At 71.6% G+C, this 17,634-nt stretch carries 18 protein-coding genes; 11 read left to right on the top strand and 7 right to left on the bottom strand.

Going from position 1 to position 17,634, the window contains the following annotated elements:
• Positions 1-2,066 precede the first annotated feature (2,066 nt).
• The 7 genes from ABD330_RS32565 to ABD330_RS26440 form a co-directional block, all read right to left on the bottom strand.
• Positions 2,067-2,888, bottom strand: coding sequence for a DciA family protein (locus ABD330_RS32565; protein ID WP_425555643.1), 822 nt, complete (start codon positions 2,886-2,888; stop codon positions 2,067-2,069).
• 61 nt (positions 2,889-2,949) lie between these two features.
• Complete coding sequence (locus ABD330_RS26465) at positions 2,950-4,128, bottom strand: DciA family protein (RefSeq protein WP_344468517.1); 1,179 nt, start codon at positions 4,126-4,128, stop codon at positions 2,950-2,952.
• The gene (locus ABD330_RS26460; RefSeq protein WP_344468516.1) at positions 4,125-4,925 is read right to left on the bottom strand and encodes a DciA family protein; all 801 of its coding nucleotides are present in this window, start codon (positions 4,923-4,925) and stop codon (positions 4,125-4,127) included. Before ABD330_RS26460 ends, ABD330_RS26465 begins: the two co-directional genes overlap by 4 nt.
• The gene (locus tag ABD330_RS26455; RefSeq protein ID WP_344468515.1) at positions 4,925-7,531 is read right to left on the bottom strand and encodes a hypothetical protein; all 2,607 of its coding nucleotides are present in this window, start codon (positions 7,529-7,531) and stop codon (positions 4,925-4,927) included. The genes ABD330_RS26460 and ABD330_RS26455 overlap by 1 nt, the downstream gene beginning before the upstream one ends.
• Before the next feature lie 877 nt (positions 7,532-8,408).
• Positions 8,409-9,092: a YdcF family protein gene (locus ABD330_RS26450; RefSeq protein WP_344468519.1), complete on the bottom strand. Its 684-nt coding sequence runs from the start codon at positions 9,090-9,092 to the stop codon at positions 8,409-8,411.
• A complete protein-coding gene (locus tag ABD330_RS26445) occupies positions 9,092-9,436 on the bottom strand; it encodes a hypothetical protein (RefSeq protein ID WP_344468514.1) in 345 nt (114 codons plus the stop codon). Before ABD330_RS26445 ends, ABD330_RS26450 begins: the two co-directional genes overlap by 1 nt.
• Complete coding sequence (locus ABD330_RS26440) at positions 9,426-10,238, bottom strand: GntR family transcriptional regulator (protein WP_344468513.1); 813 nt, start codon at positions 10,236-10,238, stop codon at positions 9,426-9,428. The genes ABD330_RS26445 and ABD330_RS26440 overlap by 11 nt, the downstream gene beginning before the upstream one ends.
• Positions 10,239-10,632: 394 nt before the next feature.
• On the opposite strand from ABD330_RS26440, the gene ABD330_RS26435 reads away from it, so the two are divergent.
• The 11 genes from ABD330_RS26435 to ABD330_RS26385 all read left to right on the top strand — a co-directional run bounded on the left by ABD330_RS26435 (position 10,633) and on the right by ABD330_RS26385 (position 17,606).
• The gene (locus ABD330_RS26435; RefSeq protein ID WP_344468512.1) at positions 10,633-11,475 is read left to right on the top strand and encodes a hypothetical protein; all 843 of its coding nucleotides are present in this window, start codon (positions 10,633-10,635) and stop codon (positions 11,473-11,475) included.
• A gap of 110 nt (positions 11,476-11,585) precedes the next feature.
• Complete coding sequence (locus ABD330_RS26430) at positions 11,586-11,813, top strand: hypothetical protein (protein ID WP_344468511.1); 228 nt, start codon at positions 11,586-11,588, stop codon at positions 11,811-11,813.
• A 346-nt stretch (positions 11,814-12,159) separates the two neighbouring features.
• Positions 12,160-12,651, top strand: coding sequence for an ATP-binding protein (locus tag ABD330_RS26425; RefSeq protein ID WP_344468510.1), 492 nt, complete (start codon positions 12,160-12,162; stop codon positions 12,649-12,651).
• Between the two features lie 94 nt (positions 12,652-12,745).
• Positions 12,746-13,165 carry a hypothetical protein gene (locus ABD330_RS26420; RefSeq protein WP_344468509.1) on the top strand — a complete coding sequence of 140 codons (420 nt, stop codon included), beginning with the start codon at positions 12,746-12,748 and terminating at the stop codon, positions 13,163-13,165.
• Positions 13,166-13,196: 31 nt separating this feature from the next.
• Entirely contained in the window at positions 13,197-13,448 is a 252-nt protein-coding gene (locus ABD330_RS26415; RefSeq protein ID WP_344468508.1) for a WhiB family transcriptional regulator, read from the top strand.
• Positions 13,449-13,548: 100 nt separating this feature from the next.
• Positions 13,549-13,806 (top strand): hypothetical protein, encoded by a 258-nt coding sequence (locus ABD330_RS26410; protein WP_344468507.1) that lies wholly within the window; start codon positions 13,549-13,551, stop codon positions 13,804-13,806.
• 110 nt (positions 13,807-13,916) lie between these two features.
• The gene (locus ABD330_RS26405) at positions 13,917-14,147 is read left to right on the top strand and encodes a hypothetical protein (RefSeq protein ID WP_344468506.1); all 231 of its coding nucleotides are present in this window, start codon (positions 13,917-13,919) and stop codon (positions 14,145-14,147) included.
• Positions 14,148-14,179: 32 nt separating this feature from the next.
• Positions 14,180-14,524, top strand: coding sequence for a hypothetical protein (locus ABD330_RS26400; RefSeq protein ID WP_344468505.1), 345 nt, complete (start codon positions 14,180-14,182; stop codon positions 14,522-14,524).
• Positions 14,517-15,101 (top strand): hypothetical protein, encoded by a 585-nt coding sequence (locus ABD330_RS26395; RefSeq protein ID WP_344468504.1) that lies wholly within the window; start codon positions 14,517-14,519, stop codon positions 15,099-15,101. Before ABD330_RS26400 ends, ABD330_RS26395 begins: the two co-directional genes overlap by 8 nt.
• A gap of 51 nt (positions 15,102-15,152) precedes the next feature.
• Positions 15,153-15,764, top strand: a complete 612-nt coding sequence (locus ABD330_RS26390; RefSeq protein WP_344468503.1) for a hypothetical protein — start codon at positions 15,153-15,155, stop codon at positions 15,762-15,764.
• A gap of 303 nt (positions 15,765-16,067) precedes the next feature.
• Positions 16,068-17,606 (top strand): DUF2637 domain-containing protein, encoded by a 1,539-nt coding sequence (locus tag ABD330_RS26385; protein ID WP_344468502.1) that lies wholly within the window; start codon positions 16,068-16,070, stop codon positions 17,604-17,606.
• Positions 17,607-17,634 lie beyond the last annotated feature (28 nt).

Genomic DNA, 17,634 nt, shown 5'->3' with positions numbered 1-17,634 from the left:
CCGGCAACCTGGTCCAGCCGGCCGCCGGCTGAGACCACCACGTGAGCGAGAATGCAGACGAGCCCCGCCCACTTGCACTGGGCGGGGCTCGCTCTCGTGCGGTTGCTACTGGGGGGGTCAGGGCAGTGTCGAACTCGTCCAGGTCGGGGCATACAGCGGGGCGCGATGTCGAGCCGCCCCGCGCTCGCGGGGATCGTCCCGAGTCGGCCGGTGCCTGGGGCAGCCCCGTGCCCCAGAGGTGCCCCCAGCTCGCCGCGGGTTGCTGCTGGGCCTGAGGACGCGTCGGCTTGCTCGAACTGATGCTGTGCGGTAGTGGGTGGCGGTAGCGTTGCAGGTCACGAAGTCTCTGCCCCGCGCTCGCGGGGATCGCTCCATCCGCGGCCGGGCTGTCGCCAAGCTCATCGTCTCTGCCCCGCGCTCGCGGGGATCGCTCCCATCCCCACTCGGCCGACAGGGTGTCCCCGTGCTCTGCCCCGCGCTCGCGGGGATCGCTCCCGCGAGTGACCTGGGGATACATGTAGCGAGATCTCTGCCCCGCGCTCGCGGGGATCGCTCCTTCCACCAGGTCGTCACCGGGACTCTCACCGAATCTGCCCCGCTCGCGGGGATCGCTCCCAGGCCGATGCCTACGTGCTGGTCGCCATGGGGTTAGCCCCGCGCTCGCGGGGATCGCTCCGGCGCCGTGCTGTGCCGTGCTGTGCCGTGCGTGCAACGCCCGGTCCGCCCCGCGCTCGCGGGGATCGCTCCATCGACCCCGTCGGCAACGGCGACCTCATGCCGTCCGCCCCGCAGTCGCGGGGATTGTTCCATCGTCGAGACGTGGCAGAACGTCAGCCTCGTCCGGCCCTGCGGTCGCGGGGATTGCTCCCATCATCAAGGCCCGCTACCTGCCCATCGGGCGTCCGCCCCGCGCTCGCGGGGATTGCTCCATGTTCGTGAGGTGGGCGGGACTCCAGATGATGTCCGCCCCGCGCTCGCGGGGATTGCTCCTTCACCAAGCACGGAGGCTGGCCATGAACAAGGTCCGCCCCGCGCTCGCGGGGATCGCTCCGCGTAGGGGCGCGCGTGCGCGCACGCGAGAGTGCCTGCCCCGCGCTCGCGGGGATCGCTCCCCGTCGTGCCGGGCCGTCCTGCGGCAGCACGAGTCTGCCCCGCGCTCGCGGGGATTGCTCCACGGACGGGGCGTTCGACCCGGGCAACGCGTCGTCTGCCCCGCGTTCGCGGGGATTGCTCCACGCAGGTCAGCGGGGTGTGAGCCGCCCGGAAGTCTGCCCCGCGCTCGCGGGGATTGCTCCTCCGGGATGCTCTCTGCGAACTCGCGCGGAATGTCCGCCCCGCGCTCGCGGGGATTGCTCCCCCGCCTCCGACAAGTCCCGCAGCGCGTCGCGGTCCGCCCCGCGCTCGCGGGGATCGCTCCGAGCAGGACGAGGCGCTGCTGCTGTGGCGCCAGTCCGCCCCGCGCTCGCGGGGATCGCTCCGAGCAGGACGAGGCGCTGCTGCTGTGGCGCCAGTCCGCCCCGCGCTCGCGGGGATCGCCCCACCCAGGACGCCCACGCCCTGGCCGACCAGATGTCTGCCCCGCGCTCGCGGGGACCGCTCCCTGATCGTCTTCATCGACCCCGGGTACGAGACGTCTGCCCCGCGCTCGCGGGGATCGCTCCGCCTACATCGCGATGGGCTGCAACGGCCCGGCGTCTGCCCCGCGGTCGCGGGGATCGCTCCTCCACGGCCAGCTCCAGTTGCTCCGCCACGGTGTCTGCCCCGCGCTCGCGGGGATCGCTCCCGAGCACGATGCCCGCCTCGTTGTGTCGGCAGCGGCTGAAATCGGGCCGGTCCGGTCGGCCCCGTGCTCCCGGGGCTTGCTCTACGGTCTGGCGCTTCGACCCCTCCGGACTCGCGTCCGCCTCGCGCTCGCGGGGTTGCGGCCGGCCCTGTGTGTACGTCAGCTTGCTCGAACTGATGCTGTGCGGGGATGGGTGGCGGTAGCGTTGCAGGTCACGAAGCGTCAGCCCCGCGCTCGCGGGGATTGCTCCCCGCACCAGCCTGCGTACTGGGTAGATCATGCGTCAGCCCCGCGCTCGCGGGGATTGCTCCGGCCGGACCGTCACCGCTCCGCGCACCACCACGTCTGCCCCGCGCTCGCGGGGATTGATCCCGATTTGGCCCTTAAGGGTCTGGCCGTTCTGAGTCTGCCCCGCGCTCGCGGGGATTGCTCCTGAGGTGCTGACCGTGCCCACGGCGGTCGGCAGTCTGCCCCGCGCTCGCGGGGATCGCTCCTCCTGGACCAGCCACGGCCACGGGAGGGCCTGCTCTGCCCCGCGCTCGCGGGGATCGCTCCCTGTGACGTGAGGCTGAGCCTCCGACGTGGGACGGCCTCCCCTTCGGCGGCGGCCTCGTCGAACGCGGCCTGGCGAGCGGGGCTGGACCGGCTGTGTGGTCGGCCGGTCGCCGAGGTCCTGATTGTGCTGCACGACGGGGGCGGGCCCGACACGGACGTCGATGGCCCGGACGGTGCCAGGGCGCAGCTGGTCGAGGTCGGTGAGGATGCGGCGCTGGTGGAGGCGGAGTTGGGCGGCCCAGGTCGGGGAGTCGGCGAGCACGCGCCGGCGGCGGGTGGTGGGGTTGTAGCCGGCGAGGTGCCAATGGGCGGCGGCGTCGGGTCCGACAATGGCGGGCCAGTGGTCGCGCAGGCCTCCGCGTGGATCCGGGAGCACACCGGCCCAAAGGGCGGAGCCCAGTACCGGCTGTGCAAGGTGTGCGGCCCGAAGATCCCGTAGCGGCCAGGGAGTGCGGATGCGTCGGCTCGGGGCGTTTTCGCTGGTGAGAGCCACCGGGTAGACACGACGCAGGGCGGTGCGGTCCAGGTCGGCCCCTGTGGTCGTGGTCATCGGCTGCTCCCGGCAAGTTCGCGCTCACGGCGGCGGGCGGGTACTGGAGCGGGCGGCAGGATCAGAGTTCCGGGACGCAGACCCGGCAGAACTTGTAGTTCTTCCTGCCCTTCGGGCTGGTTCGTTCCTTCACCCAGGACAGCGCCTCCTCCCTGGTGGTCGCGAGAAGGGCCGGGTAGGGGTAGCGGGTTGCGAAGTTGTCGTCCCGGTTCTGCTCGGGCAAGTGACTGTAGGTCTGCAGGCAGAACTCGTAGCGACTTCCCATCGGCCGGTCGTGCGCCGAGCCGGTCCCTGCACCACGCATCGCGTGGGCAGCGCCGGAACAAGGCGTGCGGTGGAGCGTGTGCCTTCCGGCAGCAAAGGGATAGAGCTCCGGTTGCCCGTACCGACGGTAGCGCTCGTCGACATCGTCGAAGAACCGGTCGAGCCCTTCGCGGCCCCGGGTGCAGGCGGGACATCCCTCGCCTAGGCATTCTTGGCCTTCAGCCGCTGGTTGTTTCGCACCGGGTCGGCTGCGGTATCTCCGAGAGCTGCGAATGCCGCGCTCCAGGGCGACATCGTCGGTGTGGGGCGCGGCGGGATCGAACCAGCGGGTTGGGGTGCCGGCCTGCCGGACGTCCAGTGCCAGTTGCGTGGTGTAGGGGTTCCAGTCGTCCGGGTAGAAGGCGAGGGCCAGGTCCGGCCGGTCTGCCGCCAGGCGGGCGTCGCGGCGGCGGGCTGCGTCCGGGCAGTACTCGATCCAGTCTCGTTGGCGGACCCGCCGATGGCCGGTTTCGGTGGGGCAGTCGTGCGAGCAGAAGGCCCACGCGACCGTGCGCTGGGTGGCATAGATGCCGTTGTTCTCCGCCCATTGCGTTGCCCAGGTCTCGGGACCGTCTTGGCCGGTGGTCACGACCTCGATCCGTCGTCCGTCGTCCTGGGTGGCGTCGTGCCATGCCTCCAGAAGTGCTTGCTCGACCAACTCGCGGCCAAAGAGGGTGGGCGTGCCGGTGACCAGGACCCACCGGGCGTCCAGCGCCAAGCGGATCTGCCTGACCTCGGGGGTGCCGTCGGCGGCTGCGATCCGCTTCAGCAAGGCCGGGGTGATGAGGCGCAACTGGGTCCGCCAGAGATCGTTGGCGCACTGCAGGAGAAGAATGCCGTCCTCGAGGCGGCAGGCCTTGACTCGGGCCGCAATGGTCTCACCGACTAGGGCTGGCCACCATGCGAACTCGTCCTGCATCACGACGGCCGCAGTCACACGCCCCTCCTCGTCCCCGGCCCCTCCGCACGGCAGTCTCCCGCGCCGAGCGTGACGCTGATGGCAAAACCGCCGGTCTTCACCCGCTGCCTGTTCGGCCGTTCCTCAGCCGCGGGCTGCTGGGCGTCCTCGGGCTCGCGCAGCCGGTTGTAGTGCTGGCGCAAGATCGCCTCCCGCTCAGTGGCGGCCTCGTCGAGCGCGGCCTGGCGGGCGGCGGCGTCCTCGCGCATCCGGCGGCGCAGGTCCTGGTAGGCGTAGTGGTCGGCGAGCGGGGGCTGGCCCGGCTGCGCAGCCGATCCGGTGTCGCGGCGGGCGGGCCGCTCGTCGAGGTCCTGGTCGTGCTGCACCACTGGGGTGGGGCCGACACGGACGTCGATGGCCCGGACAGTGCCGGGGCGCAGCTGCTCGAGGCCGGTGAGGATGTGGTGGCGGTGGAGGCGGAGCTGGGCGGCCCAGGCGGGTGAGTCGGCGACCACGCGTAGGCGGCGGGTGGTCGGGTCGTACCCGGCGAGGTGCCAGTGAGCAGCGGCGTCGGCGCCGACGATGGCGGGCCATTGGTCGCGCAGGCCTCCGCCGGCGGTGCCCAGCGTCCAACCGTGAGCGGCGACCAGGGCGGTGAAGACGTCCGCGATCGGGGCCGGCTCACGGGCGTCGCGGCCGCGATGGCCAGTTCGAGGGATGGCGGGGGCGGTCCGCTTGGCGGGGGCGTTGCCGCGGGCGGCCGCGGCCTTGCGGGCGGCCCGCAGTATGGTCCTGGCCAAGTCGATGCCGCCGCCGCTGTTGCTGGGCTGGTCCATCAGGCGTTCACCGCCTCGCGGACCGCACCGGTGACGGTACGAATCTGCTCGGCACGCTGGCGCAGAGCCTGGACCGCTTCGAGGCGGCGCACGAGCAGGTGGCGGGCCGTGTTGGTGCGGGCTTGCTCGGCGGCACGGTCGGCTGCGGCCACGGCCGAGGCGTGGGTGGGGTGGCGGTGGGCGCGGCGCATCGCGGCGGCGTGGGCCATCTCGGCCTCGGCGTCGGCCTGCGGGGAGCGGGTCAGCAGCACGAGGGCGCTGGCCCGGTACTCGGCGGCGGCGTTCTGGACGGTGAGCAGGTCGGACGCGCGGATGCTGGCCAGGTCGGCGCCGATGGGCCGGCTCCGGAGCATCTCGGCGCGCAGCTTGCCCCGGGTTTGGGTGACAAGGGCGTTGACGTCCTCCCGATCGGTGAGGTCGGCGGATCCGGCGAGCACCAGGGCCACGCACTCGCGGATCGCTGACCGGGTCGCCCGCACGCTCCAGCACGAGGCGCACAAGCCGGCGGCCCGCTCGGCGCCGCAGTCCTCGCACGCCAGCGCCTGCAGGGCGGCCTCTGCGGCCGCAACCTGCGCCTTACGGACCGCCCGGCGGGCCTCGGCCTCGCCGCGCCGCTGCTCAGCCCGCTGACGGTCCGCCACCTGCTGCTCGGCGCGCAGCATCGCATGCCGGTGCAGCCGCTCGTCGACCGCCGTACGGCGCTGTTCGGCGGTGGCGCTGTCCGGCAGCACGGAGACCGCCTCGTGGACCAGGGCCCGGCGGGTCGAGCGGCGGTCGGTGAGGCGCAGCTCGCACGCCGTGCAGTTGGTGCCGGTGTCCAGGCGCATCCCGTCGTCGCAGGCCAGGTGGGCGCACTCACGGCGCTGCGGCAGGCCCTTGGCGATCAGCCAGCCGACCGGGTCGGTGACCAGCGCGCTGCCGCCCTGCTCACGCAGCCGGAACCTGAGCCGGTCGGCTAGCGCGGCACCGGCGCTTTCGTTGCCGGTCCAGGCGCCGATGCGGTCCAACTCGGCCCGTACGGCGGCCGTGATCCGGCGCCGCGCCCAGGCCCGGTCCAGGCGCTGCCACAGGCACTCCAGCGAGGCCAGCACCGGGGCGAGGTCCTGCGGCAGCTGGGGAACCACCCGTCGGGGAAGGCCCCGTCCGGACAATTCCGGCTGCTCCTGGTCGTGGTGGTCGATGGAGCTGGGGTTGGGCTTGTCCCCGCGCAGCGGGCCACCCTCGCCCTGGTGAACGGCCGTCTGGCCATCGACCGTGTCGCCCACGGCGGTGCCCGTGTGCTCCTCGCGCACGCCCGCGCGCTCCGGCCGACGGTGCTTAACCACGACGGCGGCTTCGCCGGAAAAGCCACCATCCACAGTCAGTTCACCCACTACATCAGCCACTGGAGAGTGAGAGGCGTGAAGGGGGGTCGATACGTCCAGGTCTGAAATCTGGGCCCCAGCCGCCTCCTCAACCCCGCTGACCTGCGAAGTCTCAGCATTCACAGAAGCCTCAACCGGGGGGGTCGCAGCGTCCAGGTCGCTGGCGAAACCCGCAGCGGTGCCCTGGGCGACCTCCCGGCACACAGAGCCGGCCGACTCCGCTGGCTTCACCAGCCCGGCCCGGTGCGCGGCCGCCACCGCGGGCAGCACCAGCCGCGACCGGGATAGCAGTCCGCCGACACCACGCCGCGGACGCTCCACCAGCCCGGCCTCCGCCAGCCGGGCCAGCACCGGTGCAGCCCCGGCCGGGGCGCAGCCCAGCATCCGCGCCAGCGTCACGGCCGGCCGCCCGGCCTTGGTGTCCACTACACCGCCGCACAGCCGCACCTGGCCCTTGTCGTTGGCCTCCAGCACCAGCAGCAGCGCCGCCAACCGGTCCGTCGCCGCCCCACGACCAGTCCGGCCAGCCAGCGGACCGGCCTCGGTCACCGTGCCGTCCCGGTGCGCCCAGCCCGGCGCGAACAGCGCCTCCACCAGGCCGTGCAGCACTGCGAACTCCTTCTTCGTCAGGTTCAGCGGATGCCCCGACTGCCCCCGGGCCGCCCACAGCGCGCTCATCCGGCATTTCAGCGCCTGGTCGTCGTTGTGGTCGCCCTTGAAGGTCTCCATCGAGGCGCAACCGCTGGCACGCACCTGACGCACCACGGCCTTCATCCGGTCTGCGGACAGCCCCAGCCACCGGCCCAGCTCCGGCTTACGGATCACCACCACACCGGTCTCATCCGGCGTACGCGACATCAGCACCACCGCGGCCAGCCGCACCGCATCCGATGCCCCGGCCAGACCAGGCTCCGCCAGCAGCGCCCGCACCGCGCCCCGCAGCCGCGAACGCATCACCGCGGTCAACGCCAACGGCGCCAACACCGCCTGCCGCTCACGGCCGGCCGATGAGCGTTCCTGAGGGGTACCGGCCTGAGCCGGAACCGTACCGGTAGCGCCAGCGGGCTCCTGGCGCTGGCCGGGAACGACCGGAGCGACCGGAGCGACCGGATCGAGGGGGGCGGGGCCCTCCCGTGTGACACCGACACCATCACCCGAACGTGTGATGTGCGACACACTCAGCTCAGAGTGCACTGCGTTTCCGTCAACCGGTCCGTCAACCGGTCTGCCAACAGAACCCAAGGCAGGAGCGGGGGAGGAGATCTCTCCCCCCTCCCCACCCCCGTCGTGCGAGCTCAAACCGGGGACACCACCGCCGACGACGGGGACACCACGAGACTGGAAAGGGGCCGTGAGCTGCTGCAAAATGGGCAGAGCCTTTCTAGTTAGCTGCTGCAAAGGCAAATGGACCGGCCCGCGGTTGCGGGTCGGGCTGTAGCCGCCCCGCTCAAACGGGTCGGCGACTGGCCCCCTCGGGGGCCTGGTTCGTGGAGAACCGCACTACCGCCCTTCGCGGGCCCCGGTCGCCAAACCGGAGCCCGTTCCGGGCCATCGCTCGACTGCCAGGTCGAGCGGACTCGTAAGACCGCAGGCCGGTGGTAGCACCCACCAGAAGCGGCTAGGGGTTGCTGGCCTCGCCAAAGGCCGGCGCCCCCAAGTTGGTCTAAGTCACCACACCAACCCCCTTCGGGGGAGAGGTGTGTCCAGACACGTCGACGGCACCCCGCCGGAGCGGTCCGATCCAATCGGCCGCGTCCACGGCGGGGTGCCGCGTGTATGTAGAGATGCGGGTACGGGTACCCTGCAACACGTCGACACCTCCTGTGTGTTCGACCGGGACGGGCCCCCGGCCAGGGGCGCCGATCCACTTAGATGCCGTCCGAGCTTGTCCAAGGCTCGGGCGGCACAGCTTTTTGATCACTCGGTCGGTAAGCGTACCCCTGTGGACAACGCGGGACGTAGCGGCATGCTCACCGTGTCGATCTGACAAGGCGGAGCTCTGATGGCCTGACAATTTGGCCGGGCGGCTCATGAGCGGGCCTTCACGAGAGCGTGAGTGCCAGGAGCCTGACGGCTCAACAGAGTCAGATTCACCTGGGCTCCCGAGGCCATCGAAGCTTCACCGCCCAGGCTTCGCGGGGCGAATCACCCTGCTGTCGAACCCGCTATCTCGCAGCCTCTCGTAGGCAGCGATCGCTTCAGCAGGGATCTCCTGGTCGACGATGAACCCTTTCTTGGGGTACTCGATCAAGCGCTGGAGCGTCCCCACCAGCATGTCCACGACTCTCTTCGCGCTTCCGATGCTGTCGATGTACTCGGCCAGGCTGGGTCGCTCTGAGGCACACACCACGTCGACCTCGGGCCAAATCTTCATCACCGTGGCGAGACTCCGGCGCTGTTCGTACGGCTTCGAGACGAGCAGCACGGAGATGATTGGCACGCTGGCGGCTTGCAGAACTCCACGCGAAAACTCAAAGTTCTCGGCGGTGTTGGTCGCGTGCGTCTCCAGGAGGATCGCGGAGTCGGGAACGCCAAGCGATACAGCGTGCTCCCTGTAGTGGACTGCTTCTCCGCGAGGGAATCGCTCCATGGTGGTGGGGCTGTTGGCTCCGCTGAACACAATGAGCGGCGCCCACCCCTCGAGGTAGAGCTGGGCGGCCTGAGTGGCCACACCAAGATCATGACTTCCTAGGCCGATAATCACCGAACACGATTGGATCTTGTGGTGAAGCTGGTGGTAGTCCCACAGCAACTGCGCATCAGCCCAGGCATCCCCTGAGATCTCCGGATGCGGGCCCCTCATCACTTGCTCTGCCTCTTTGCCGAACCGCTGAACGCGCTCTGGACCTCGGCCACCGGCTCGTCCAAAGCGGCGGCGATCTCGTCCCAAGAGCTGCCCTGCTCGACAGCTGCTTGGACAAGCAGGCGCTGTTCCAGCAGGATCACGCGGGTGAGAGCAACCCCAAGCGCCAGAGCCGCGAGAGGGTCACCCGAAGTCACGGGACCAAGGTCCTGACGATGGCCAACCGCCCGCGCGAGGTGGATGTCTCGACGGTGAACCATCGAGATGAGCGCAGCTGGCGGCACATCGGCAGGTGCTGCGATGTGAGCCGTGTCGATGGCGAGCGGACGGCCTTCACTGGGCACGAGAGTCTCCTGCTGCAGAGTCTGGGATGAGGAAGTTGTACTCCCACGAAAAGCGACTGGCCGAATGCACGCCGACCGCGTACTCGATCACAGTGCCATCCGCGGTATAGGTCGTTCGGTGGAGCACCATGACAGGTTCCCCTGCGGGCAGCTCAAGCTCAGCAGATTCAGCTGGCGTCGGCATCCGTGCGTAGAGTTCCTCGGTCATCTGGTGCGGCTCCAGGCCGAGTTCGAGGAAGACCCCGAATCCGCCGCCTTTACCCGCCGGCCCCGGAGTGGGGTCTTCCAAGCGGGTGCCCTCGACGTGCTGCACCTTGTAGTAGCTGGTCAGCGTGTGTGTGGGCACTCCCGCTTCCTTGACCAGACGGGCCCGACTGACGACCTCGTTACCCTCGGGGATGCCGAGCCCCGCCGCCACGGCGCGGGATGCCGCGAGGCGGGAAATGACCTGTGTCTGATCGTTCCGGCTGTACTCGCGGCCACTAGCAACCCGGTCGGCGATGAACGCGACTTCGCCGAGGTCGCGCCACTTGGCCTTGTCGTAGCGCTGGATGCCAAGGCGCTTCAGAGGGAGCTGTTGGCGCGCATACACGCCTCCACCTTGACGGCTCGTGACGACTCCAGCGGACTTCAGGCGCAGGACCGCCTGACGCACCGTCTCCGCCGTGACGCCGTAGCGAGCGACGAGCTGCTTGGTTGTCGGCAGCTTCTCCCCAGGGGCGATGTCGCCTGCGTTGATGGCAGCCCGCAGGTCATCGGCGATCCGTTGGGATGCCGGGCGCGGGTCGGGCGGTGTCGTCATGGCGCTAGGTTAGCCCACTTTTGGCACTTCACCAGTGAGCAGGGCTAATCATCACTGGTGAAAATCTCCGAACTTCACCAGTGAAGTCCTTGACTCGACTGAGGGTCGCTGCGTACCTTCATTCCGTGACGAACTTCACCAGTGAAGTCGGTGAAGTTCGCCGCGCCGTGCCACCAGCAGTTGCTCCCGCTTCGGCAGTGGCGCACGTGGCACGAAGCCGCAGGTAGTCGCCGCCCGAGTGGGCGCTGGGTAGCTCCACCAAACCCCCGCGACTGCCACGCAGCGCCGATGTGCTGTCCGCTTGTCAGGGCGCCGGATCCTCCGGCCGGCCTGGAGGGCGGAGAGAGCACCGCGACGCGGCCCTCAACCCCTCCGTACACACGAGGAGCACCTGATGACCACCTCGACCGCGATCCCCACGGCCCGGCAGCGCAAGGCCCAGACCCGTACCACCAACGTCTCCACCCGGCCGGCCCTCCTGCTGTCGAAGCTGCCGCTCAACTCAGTCGAGCTCACGCCCCGCGCCGAGCACCTGGCCTGCCCCGACTGCCAGACCTGGTGCCCGCTGACCCTGCACAAGGGCAGTCAGGACTGGAAGCTCGTGCCGCACCACACCGCAGCGGTCGGCACCCCCGGTGCCCGCCGCTGCGGCAACAGCAACCGACTGTTCGTCATCGACATGCCGCTCGCGGTGTGGCAGGAGCAGCGCGTCGAGGCTGTCGCCGACGTCGCTGCCCGCCGGCCGACCACGGTGTTGAAGAAGGTCAAGGCTCCGCTGCCCCCGGCGCTCCACCAGCTCCGCCCGGCCGCACCCACCGCTGAGTCGGCCCAGGCGACGTACGAGACGCACCGCGACCGCTGCGCGGGCTGCACCGACAAGAAGTACTGCACCGACGGCAAGCTCCTGGCCGTTACCTACCGCCGGCTCCTGCGCCAGGAGCCGGAGCGCCGCGCGGCTCAGGCCCGGGCCGAGAAGGAGCAGCGGATCGCCGAGCGCGACCAGGCCGAGCAGCAGCTGCAGCGCCGCAAGAAGGGGTGGGCGGACACCGAGCAGGCGGTCACCGAGGCCAACAGGGCCCGCCGGGACTCGCTGGTCGGTGCCCGGTCGCCGATCCTCGGCGCTGCTGTCCCTACCAAGGAGCGCAACACCCGGGAGGAGTCCCGGGCCCGCGCGAAGGCGCGCAGCTTGAAGGTCCTGATGGCGGACAACCCGGTGCGCAAGAGCCGGGCGGCCTGATCAGCACAACCACCCGGGTCCGGCCCGGTTCCAGAACCGAATCAGCATCCACCAGCCCGCGGCGGCCCGGATCTCTCCGGGTCGCCGCTTCGCATCTCCGGAGGTTTCCCGTGCGCTACGCCACCATCTCCCGCGAACTGCTTCCGCTGCTCATCCGGGCGCTCACCGCGCCGGAGCCCCGCCCGGCTGGCGCCGCTGCCGTCGACCGGCCGCGGACCCCGACCGAGGACAGGTTGGTCGCTGCCGCGAGCCCGCTGCGAGGCGGGCCGCGCCACCGCTTCCGCCGGCCGATGTTCTACGCCACCGGCGCCCCGGCCGCCGTCCTCGCCGCTGCCTGACCCGCACCGCTTCTGCGAGCTTGCCCGTCGCCTCCGCCCCGAGCTGGTGCGGAGACGGCGGGGGGACGGCAGGAGCCGCCCTTGAAATGCCGAAGGCTCCGGGATTGCCCTCCCGGAGCCTTCGAGTCCGTCGCCTAGTTGGAGGCAACGACCTTGCTGAACAACATCATTGCACGACCCACCCGCGCCGACGGCGACAGCGACCCGAACATGGACGAGGCGCTGCGCCGGGCCCGCCAGGGTGGAGGCAAGCGGTGAACGCTCCCGACCTCGCGGTCTGCCGCAGCTACATCGGCGGGGGAACGCCTGTCCCGCTGCCGCCCACCAAGCCGAAGGGCGGCACGCGATGACCGCCACCACCTTCGGTACCGGCACCGCTCCTGGTCTGACCGCGCAGGAGCCGATTCTCCCCGAGCCGCGTCCGGGCCTGTACCTGGTGCATCGTCTGGGCGGGATCACCGCCCACCTGACGGCCGACCGCGACACCGTGCAGACCGTGCGCGCCCTGGCCCTCACCGTCCTGGTCGCGCACGGCGTCTACCTGGGGAACGCCGAGTCGGCGCAGCTGGTCCTGTCCGAGTTGATCGGCAACGCGGTTCGGGCCTGCGGTCCGCACGTCCCGCTGGTCGTGGAGGTCTACCGCGCCGGGCACGACGCTGTCGTCGCCGTCCACGACCCGCTGGCTGGCACCGGCCCGCGCCGCTGCGGTACCGCGCCGGACAGCGACGAGGCGGAGTCCGGCCGCGGCCTGGTCCTCCTGGACGTCCTCGCCCCCGGCTGGACCGTCGAGCAGTCCGCGATCGGCAAGCGCATCCGCTGCCGCATCGCGGTCCGCTGACCGGCCGCAACCGCATCCCGCGCCGCTGCGCCCCAGACCCGAAACGGTCCGGGGCGCAGCGGCGTCCGCGCACTTCACCAGCTCGGAGGCCGTCATGAAGCAGAACACCACCACCACCGGATCGACTGCCAAGGCCCGGCGCGAGCAGGCCGCCTACCAGCGCTACGTTGCCCGCCAGCTCGGCCCGCAGCAGGTCGGCGGCATCTACCGGAGCGGCTACTGGGACGACGTGTACGAGGTCCTCGCGATCCGGACCGGGTCGCCCTGGCAGATCACCGTGCGTGCCCTCGGCGAGACCCGGATCCGCACGCACTGCACCGGCTGGGACGAGCGCCGCGACGAGGTTGTCGCCGAGCCCGGCGACGCCGCCCTGACCGTCTGGGCCGACAACGCCCTTACCCGGCTGGCCAGCACGGGCGCGCTCCTGGAGCAGCGCCACGCCCTGGACGAGGCTGCCCACCCGGCGACCGTCGCCGCGTTCCACCAGCTCGCCCGCACCGCCCAGATCGCCTGACCCGCACCACGACGCAGAAGGAGACACAGACATGGACTGGCGCCATCGCGCGGTGTGCCGCGAAGAGGACCCCGAGCTGTTCTTCCCGGTCGGCGAAACCGGCCCGGCCCTGTTGCAGATCAAGGAGGCCAAGGGCGTGTGCCGGCGCTGCCCGGTTATGGAGCAGTGCCTGACCTGGGCGCTGGAGACCGGTCAGGACGCCGGTGTGTGGGGCGGGATGAGCGAGGGCGAGCGTCGAGCGATGAAGCGCCGCGCCGCCCGCAACCGCGCCCGCACCGCCTGAACCCAGCTCTGCCGGTTGTCGTCGTTCGCCCCCGGGCCGCTGGCGCGGGGGCGTTCGACGGTGCCCGACAGCACCGCCACCGATCACGAGGAGCAGCCCGATGTCCCAGACCACCATCGCCCCCGCGCAGCCGACCGTGATCAAGCCGCAGGGCACCCACCACTACGTCCTGACGCTCCAGAAGCCCCTGCCGCACGGCGGCGGGTTCATGGTCAACACCTGCAAAGGCACCTGCTCGCCGGTCGGAATGACCCGCCACGACGTCTACGAGCGCCTGGTCGCCGAGGTGGTCCGGCAGATGCCCGAGCTGGACCGCGCCTCGACCCTCTTCTTCGACATTCAGCCCAAGCAGCTCTGACGCCCGTCGGTTGCTGTGGTTCGTCGCCGCCCCGCTTCTGTACCACGGAGAGTGGGGCGGCGGTGTTCGACGGTGCCCGACGCACCGCCTATAGAAGAGAGGACAGCTCGATGAGCAACCACCCCGCCTGGATGGCCGGACACCTCCCCCCGACCCCGCCGCCCCGCCGCCCGGGCCTGCTGCGCCGGATCGCCGACGCCATCGGCGGCTACACCACCTACTGCTGCCCCGAGATCACCTGCGACGTCCGGGTCCGGGTGCGCGGGCTGGAGCCGGGCGAGGCCCGCCGGTACCAGGAGCTCGCCGCCGACCACTCCCAGCACCGCCGCAAGTCCGGCTGAACACCGACCGCCGTTTCAAGGAAGGAGGCCCCGTGGCCGCCACCCGCACCTGCACCCCGGCCCGCCGCGCTGCGGCGAAGACCCCGACCAAGACCATCCCGGCGCTGGCCCCGGTCGAGCAGCCCGACACCACCCCGGCCGACCCGGCACCCGCCGCCGTCGACCCGGCCGTGGTCGCCGCGCTGCTCGACCAGGCTCGCACCGACGCCGACCAGCTGCTCGCCTCGGTTGCTGTCGTTCGCCACCGCGCCCCGCCCCAGCACCACCGGGGCCTGGGCGTGGCGGTGTTCGAAGGTGCCCGACGCACCGCCCGAAGCACCCCAGCCGACCAGGCCGGGGTGCACCTTCTCCCCTATATAGGAGGACACCGTGAGTAAGCCCGCCTGGATGGACAGCGTGGAGCGCGTCGTCGACCCGCTGGCCCAGCTGTCCGAGCTCGGCCAGCGGCTGGACGACCCGGCCCGGCGCCTCGCCTGGCGCAGCACCCGCAAGGAGCTGGACGCGGCCGTCACCGACGCCAACCGCGCGTACAACGAGGCGGCCCTGCGGCCCAGCCGGAAGGTCCCGGCCGCGCAGATCGCCGACCTGCACGAGCAGCTGGAGCTGGCGAAGGGCCGCGCCGGCGTGCTCGCCCTGGTCGAGGAGCTCGCCGAGCGGACCCGGCTGCGGGTCACCGCCACGGTGCTGCGGCCCGGCGAGACCGGGCACGACCCGCAGTCGTGGCGGCTGCTGGCCGCACGGGTCAGCACCGGCGTCGACGAGCTGCTCGACGCCCTGGAGGCCGACTTCGTCCACCCCGACGAGGTGCACCGCAGAGCCGAGGCCGCCCTCGGCGACCTGCTCAACCGCCACCTGTCCGTGGAGGCCACCGGCCAGCCCGACCAACTGCGCCGCTGGGCCGGGCAGGTCGAATTCGCGCTGGCCGTCATCCAGACCACCTCCACCCGCGCCTGACCGACCCCGACCCACCTCCGCCACGACCACCGCCTGGACAAGGAGAAGCCCGTGCTGACCATCACCACCACCCGCCGGATCGAGGCGCTGCGTCACCGCGCCGACCAGGCCGAGACCGCCCTCACCGACACCGCCCGGCGCCTGGAGATCAGCGAAGACGCGCAGCGCCTGCGGGGCTTCGACCTGCTCTCCGTGCAGGGCGACCTCACCACCGTGCGGGCCGAGCTGACCGCGCTGCGCGGCACCGCCGACGAGCTCCGGTCCGCCGCCGGCCTTCACCGCGAGGAGCTGACGGAGGCCCGGCAGGTCGCGCAGCGGCTGCTCGCCACCCACGAGCGCACCGTCGCCGCGTTGCTCGGCGAGCTGGAGCGGGTCCGGGCCGGTCGGCCGGCCGCCGACCCGGAGCTGCCGGAGCACACGGTGCTCCAGTTCCGGACCGCCCTGGGCGGCGTGGTCGTGGTGACCCGCCAGGTCGCGGTGCGCGACCACGACCGCGGCTACTCCTGGCAGTGCCTGGCCTGTGACGGCAGCAACAGCAAGTACAGGTCCTGGGGCCTGGACGACATGCGCGACGAGGCCAACCGGCACGCCGCCGAGTGCCGGGCGATCCCGGCGGTGCCGACCGTCCGGTCCGTCGCCGAGAAGGCCCTCGCCACCACCTGACCGAGCCCCGTTTCGGGCCCGGCCGCTCCTCCTTCGCCGACAACGGCGGCCGGTTCGCAGACCCGAGATTGCGTTTCGGGAGCACCGGCCGCCGTTTCGGCACCACCGATTCGAGCCCTTCCGGAGGCCCCTGTGACGACCATCGACCTGCCGCCGATGGCGGCCCCGACCGGCCCGACGCGACCCTCGCCGGGCCCCGTTTCGCCGCCGCCCGCCCCCGCTTCGCGCCCACCCGGGTTCGTTTCGGGCCCGGCCCCGGCGGTTTCGAGGGCACCCCGCAAGCTCTTCGGCGACAACCCGCTGATGCTTGCCCTCTCCCTCCTGGCGGCCGTCGGCGCGACGCTGGTGGGTGCCATCGGCTTCGCGATGTCCTACGACACGCTCGCCGCCGTCGCCCTCCACTGGGGCTTCAGCAAGGAGCTCGCGCCGTGGTTCCCCGTCGGCGTCGACGCGAGCATCGTGGCGTTCCTGGCCCTGGACCTGTACCTGATCCGCAAGATGACGCCCTGGCACGTGCTGCGCCTGGCGGCCCACGGCATGACGGCCGCCACGATCTGGTTCAATGCCTCCTCGCAGGGCTCCATCCAGGCCGACCCGGTGCGGGCGGCCTCGCACGGCGTGATGCCGTTCCTGTTCGTCATCGGGGTGGAGGCCGGCCGTCGCCTGATCATCCAAAAGGCCAGGCTGGAGGCGGGAACGGCCTCCGACCGGGTGCCGCTGCACCGCTGGCTGCTCGACCCGTTCAAGACCCCCAGGTTCTACCGCCGGATGCGGCTGTACGGCGTCACCTCCTACCCGGAGATGGTCCGCCGGGACCAGGAGCTCATCGCCTACGAGCTGTGGCTCAGCCGCAAGCACAAGGGCGACCTCAGCCTGGCCAGCAAGGACGAGCGGCTGCCGATGACGATGGCGCCCTACGGCTTCACCGTCGCGCAGGCGCTCGCGATGCCCGACGACCAGGACCGCGAGGCCGAAGCCCGCCAGGAGGCGGCCAAGCAGCGGCGACTGGAGGCGGATACCCGCCGCACGCTCGCTGAGGCCAGGGCGAAGGCCGCGGCGCTGCGGGCGCAGGGCCAGGTGGAGGTGGTGATGGCCGAGGTGGCGGGCGAGACCGGCCAGGCCCGCGCCCACGCCGATGCCCAGGTCACCGCGGCCGAGCGGACTGTCGCGCTGGAGAAGGCGGCGCTGGAGTCGGCCGTGGTGGCCGAAGCGAAGGCCCGCGCCGCCACCGCTGAGCGCCTTGAGGCCGACGAGCGCGAGGAGGCGGCGGCCGCCGACCGCCGGGCGGCCGCGCTGGAGAAGGCCGCCGCCGAGGACCGACAGGCCGCCGCTGAAGCGGACCTGGCCGCCGCCGCTGAGGCGCAGGCGATCGACACGCAGACCACCGCGATCGCCCGCAAGGCCGCTGCCGAAACCGAGAAGGAGGCCGCCGAAACGAAGGAGGCCGCTGCCGAAACGCGGCGGCGCACCGCCGAAATCGAGCGGCGCACGACCGAGGAGCGGGCGCGTCAGGAGGCCGCTCTCGCCGCCATCGAGCAGTCGAAGAAGGACGCTGCCGAAGCCACCCGGGCTGCTGCCGAAACGCGGGCCGCTGCTGCCGAAATCGAGCGGGCCGCCGTCGAAGCCGAGGACGTCGCCAAGCTCAAGCCGCGCGAGCGGGCGGTGCGCAAGGTCGCCCGGATGATCCTGACTGCCCACGCCGCCAACCCCGGGTCCACCCGCGCCGACCAGCTGGTGACGCTCGCGCAGATCCAGGAGGCGCTGGACGTCTCCTCGCCCGGCACCGCGTCCGAGTACCGCACGGAGGCCATCGAGCTGCTCGCCTCCGGCTACCGGCCCTGAGCAGCCGCACGCTTCACCCAGTGCCGGC

The sequence above is a fragment of the Kitasatospora kazusensis genome, assembly GCF_039529945.1.
In the GTDB taxonomy this organism is placed as follows: domain Bacteria; phylum Actinomycetota; class Actinomycetes; order Streptomycetales; family Streptomycetaceae; genus Kitasatospora; species Kitasatospora kazusensis.
Note: the sequence above shows the minus strand (reverse complement) of the source record. Positions and strands in the feature narration are given on the sequence as shown.

Excerpts from the sequence above, each read along its gene's own strand:
- ABD330_RS32565 (WP_425555643.1), bottom strand. The coding sequence starts at position 2,888 with ATGACCACGACCACAGGGGCCGACCTGGACCGCACCGCCCTGCGTCGT.
- ABD330_RS26460 (WP_344468516.1), bottom strand. The coding sequence starts at position 4,925 with ATGGACCAGCCCAGCAACAGCGGCGGCGGCATCGACTTGGCCAGGACC.
- ABD330_RS26450 (WP_344468519.1), bottom strand. The coding sequence starts at position 9,092 with ATGAGGGGCCCGCATCCGGAGATCTCAGGGGATGCCTGGGCTGATGCG.
- ABD330_RS26440 (WP_344468513.1), bottom strand. The coding sequence starts at position 10,238 with ATGACGACACCGCCCGACCCGCGCCCGGCATCCCAACGGATCGCCGAT.
- ABD330_RS26435 (WP_344468512.1), top strand. The coding sequence starts at position 10,633 with ATGACCACCTCGACCGCGATCCCCACGGCCCGGCAGCGCAAGGCCCAG.
- ABD330_RS26425 (WP_344468510.1), top strand. The coding sequence starts at position 12,160 with ATGACCGCCACCACCTTCGGTACCGGCACCGCTCCTGGTCTGACCGCG.
- ABD330_RS26420 (WP_344468509.1), top strand. The coding sequence starts at position 12,746 with ATGAAGCAGAACACCACCACCACCGGATCGACTGCCAAGGCCCGGCGC.
- ABD330_RS26415 (WP_344468508.1), top strand. The coding sequence starts at position 13,197 with ATGGACTGGCGCCATCGCGCGGTGTGCCGCGAAGAGGACCCCGAGCTG.
- ABD330_RS26410 (WP_344468507.1), top strand. The coding sequence starts at position 13,549 with ATGTCCCAGACCACCATCGCCCCCGCGCAGCCGACCGTGATCAAGCCG.
- ABD330_RS26405 (WP_344468506.1), top strand. The coding sequence starts at position 13,917 with ATGAGCAACCACCCCGCCTGGATGGCCGGACACCTCCCCCCGACCCCG.
- ABD330_RS26385 (WP_344468502.1), top strand. The coding sequence starts at position 16,068 with ATGCTTGCCCTCTCCCTCCTGGCGGCCGTCGGCGCGACGCTGGTGGGT.